Below are 2,938 nucleotides of genomic sequence, written 5' to 3'. Positions count from 1 at the left end.
ATAAAAATGCCACCATTGATGGTTTTGAAATTGCCTTTCAGCACTTTTTTGGTGAAAGCGGTTTTGGTGTGCAAGCAAACTACACCACAGTTAATGGCGACATAGACTTTGATGTAAACGCTGACCCTACTACAACACAATTTGCACTAGTGGGTTTAAGCGATACAGCTAACTTTATTGCAATGTACGAAAACGATGATTTTCAAGCACGTATTGCTTACAACTGGCGTGATAAGTTTTTAAATAGCGCAGCTCGATACGTAAACGAGCCAGGCTTTACTGAAGAATATTATCAAATCGACTTTAATGTTGCGTACAACTACAGCGAACAACTATCGTTTTTTGTTGAAGGCCTTAACATTACTGAACAAAACAGCCGCGAACATGGCCGTACGTCAGCACAATTGTGGAACCTACAACAGCTAGGTGCACGTTACAATATTGGTATGCGTTACAACTTCTAAAGGTGATACAAAGTAAAGCCGTTAGTTTTTACTAGCGGCTTTTTTGTATTTAAAACAGTATTAATGCTAGTTTAATTGTTATCAACTTTAGGGTGTTAACTCATGACCAAACCAATAACAAAAATAGTCGTTTTAGGCGGTGGCACTGCCGGTTGGCTAAGCGCAGGCTTATTAGCTGCCGAACACCCGCACCTTAATGTAACGTTAGTGGAGTCGGAAAATGTGCCTATATTGGGCGTCGGCGAAGGTACATGGCCGTCAATGCGCAACACCCTACAGCGCATTGGCATTAAAGAAAGTGATTTTATAACCCAGTGCGACGCATCATTTAAGCAAGGTTCTAAATTTATAAATTGGCGCAACCTCAGCGAGGGAGAAAACTACTACCACCCTTTTATGAATCCACAAGGCTACGAGCACACTAATTTACACGCCAGTTGGCAACGCATTGCACCTAACCAAAAGTTTGCCGACGTTGTTAATATGCAAAGCTTTGTATGCCAAGCAGCACTTGCACCAAAACAATTACAAACTCCCGAATATGCAGCGGTCACCAACTATGGCTATCATTTAGATGCGGGTAAATTTGCTGAGTTTTTAAAAAATCACTGTGTTAAAAATCTAAACGTTACACATATTATTGACGATGTAACCGAGGTTATTAACGACGAACATGGCTATATTGCCGCAATAAAAACAAATAATAATGGCGATATAACAGGTGATTTATTTATGGATTGCTCAGGCTCTTGCGCTCGTTTAATTGGTGAGCATTTTAATAGTGAGTTTATAGCGCAAGATCATATTTTATTTAATAACAGCGCTGTTGCGACGCAAATACCTAATGCACACATCAATCAACCAATTGCCTCTGCTACGCTATCTACAGCGCAAAGTAACGGCTGGATTTGGGATATAGCCCTACCAACGCGCCGTGGTACAGGTTATGTATTTAGCAGTAAATATCAAAGTGATGAAAGCGCAACAAATACTCTAAAAAGCTACATAGCTAAAACTACCAGTGAGCAACAAGCTGAGCAACTTAACTACCGCGTATTAAAATTCAGCCCTGGTTACAGGGAACAATTTTGGATTAAAAACTGTGTTGCCGTGGGTATGTCTGCTGGCTTTTTAGAGCCGCTTGAAGCGTCAGCACTTGCAATGGTTGAGCTTTCAATTAGCATGATAAGCGAGCAACTACCGCAAAACCGCGCCCATATGAGCCAGCTTGAAACGCGTTTTAATGAGCGTTTTAGCACTCGTTGGCAGCGCGTTATTGAGTTTTTAAAACTTCATTATGTGCTAAGCGAGCGCGACGACACTCCTTATTGGCAAGATATTAGTAATTTAAATACCGCGCCCGAGCGCCTGCAAAACTTACTTAAACTTTGGCAATTTCAGCCCCCTAGCCGCTTTGATTTTATTGAAAACGAAGAAGTGTTTTCATCAAGCAGTTACCAATACGTTTTATATGGCATGGGCTTTGATACACAAACAGTATCTGCACAAAATACATTTAACGACCCACGCGCTGGGGATTACTATTATCAGCAAAATCGCGAAAAAATAGCGCAGTGCTTAAATGGACTGCCAAGTAATCGCGCGCTTTTAAATCATCTTTTATCAAATAATGGGCAGCCACATAATGACTAAAACAAACGCTGTTAAAAACGTAGTAATTGCTGGAGGCGGCACTGCAGGTTGGATGGCCGCAGCGGCACTTGCTAAACTAGTTGGTAACAATATAAACATAACCCTTGTTGAATCTGACGATATTGGCACTGTAGGTGTTGGCGAAGCAACAATTCCGCCTATTCGTACATTTCATAAATTGCTGGGTATAAACGAGCAAGCATTTATGAAAGCCACTCAAGCAAGCTTTAAATTAGGTATTAGCTTTGAAAACTGGGGCGATGAAAACACGCATTATATTCACTCATTTGGCGCAACGGGCAAAGAATGTTGGGCGGGTGAATTTCATCACTTTTGGCTGCAAGGTAAAGCACTTGGAATAAACAACCCATTTGGCGATTACTGCTACGAGCTGCAAGCGGCTAAAGCCGGTAAGTTTGCGTTTAATCAGCAAAACCCTATTAACTATGCCTACCATATGGATGCCACGCGTTACGCGCAGTTTTTACGTGAATTTTCAGAGCCACTGGGTGTAAAACGCATTGAAGGTAAAATACAAAAAGTAGTAAAAAACCCTAAAACGGGCCATATAGAATCATTGATTTTAAATAATGGCGAGCACATTAACGGCGACTTTTTTATTGATTGCACTGGCTTTAGAGGCTTATTAATAGAGCAAGCATTACATACTGGCTACGAAGACTGGTCGCATTTACTACCGTGTAACAGCGCCATTGCGGTGCAAACAAAATCAACCAGCGAGACCGTATTACCGCTTACCCGATCTATTGCCCACAAAAGCGGCTGGCAATGGCGTATACCGCTGCAAAACCGTGTCGGCA

At 41.6% G+C, this 2,938-nt stretch carries 2 protein-coding genes and 1 pseudogene; all 3 read left to right on the top strand.

Annotation, left to right across the window (positions count from 1 at the left end; translation table 11 throughout):
- Positions 1-464 (top strand): annotated as a pseudogene (locus H5072_RS15840) (TonB-dependent receptor); the annotation flags it as partial.
- Between the two features lie 102 nt (positions 465-566).
- Positions 567-2,117 carry a tryptophan halogenase family protein gene (locus tag H5072_RS15835; RefSeq protein WP_182694065.1) on the top strand — a complete coding sequence of 517 codons (1,551 nt, stop codon included), beginning with the start codon at positions 567-569 and terminating at the stop codon, positions 2,115-2,117.
- On the top strand, positions 2,110-2,938 hold an 829-nt coding region (locus H5072_RS15830), incomplete at its 3' end, for a tryptophan halogenase family protein (RefSeq protein WP_182694064.1). The genes H5072_RS15835 and H5072_RS15830, both read left to right, overlap by 8 nt.

The sequence above is a fragment of the Pseudoalteromonas sp. SR45-5 genome, from assembly GCF_014163565.1.
In the GTDB taxonomy this organism is placed as follows: Bacteria; Pseudomonadota; Gammaproteobacteria; order Enterobacterales; family Alteromonadaceae; genus Pseudoalteromonas; species Pseudoalteromonas distincta.
This window is presented reverse-complemented; position numbering and strand designations above follow the sequence as displayed.

Coding starts and splice junctions, on each gene's coding strand:
- H5072_RS15835 (WP_182694065.1), top strand. CDS start 567: ATGACCAAACCAATAACAAAAATAGTCGTTTTAGGCGGTGGCACTGCC.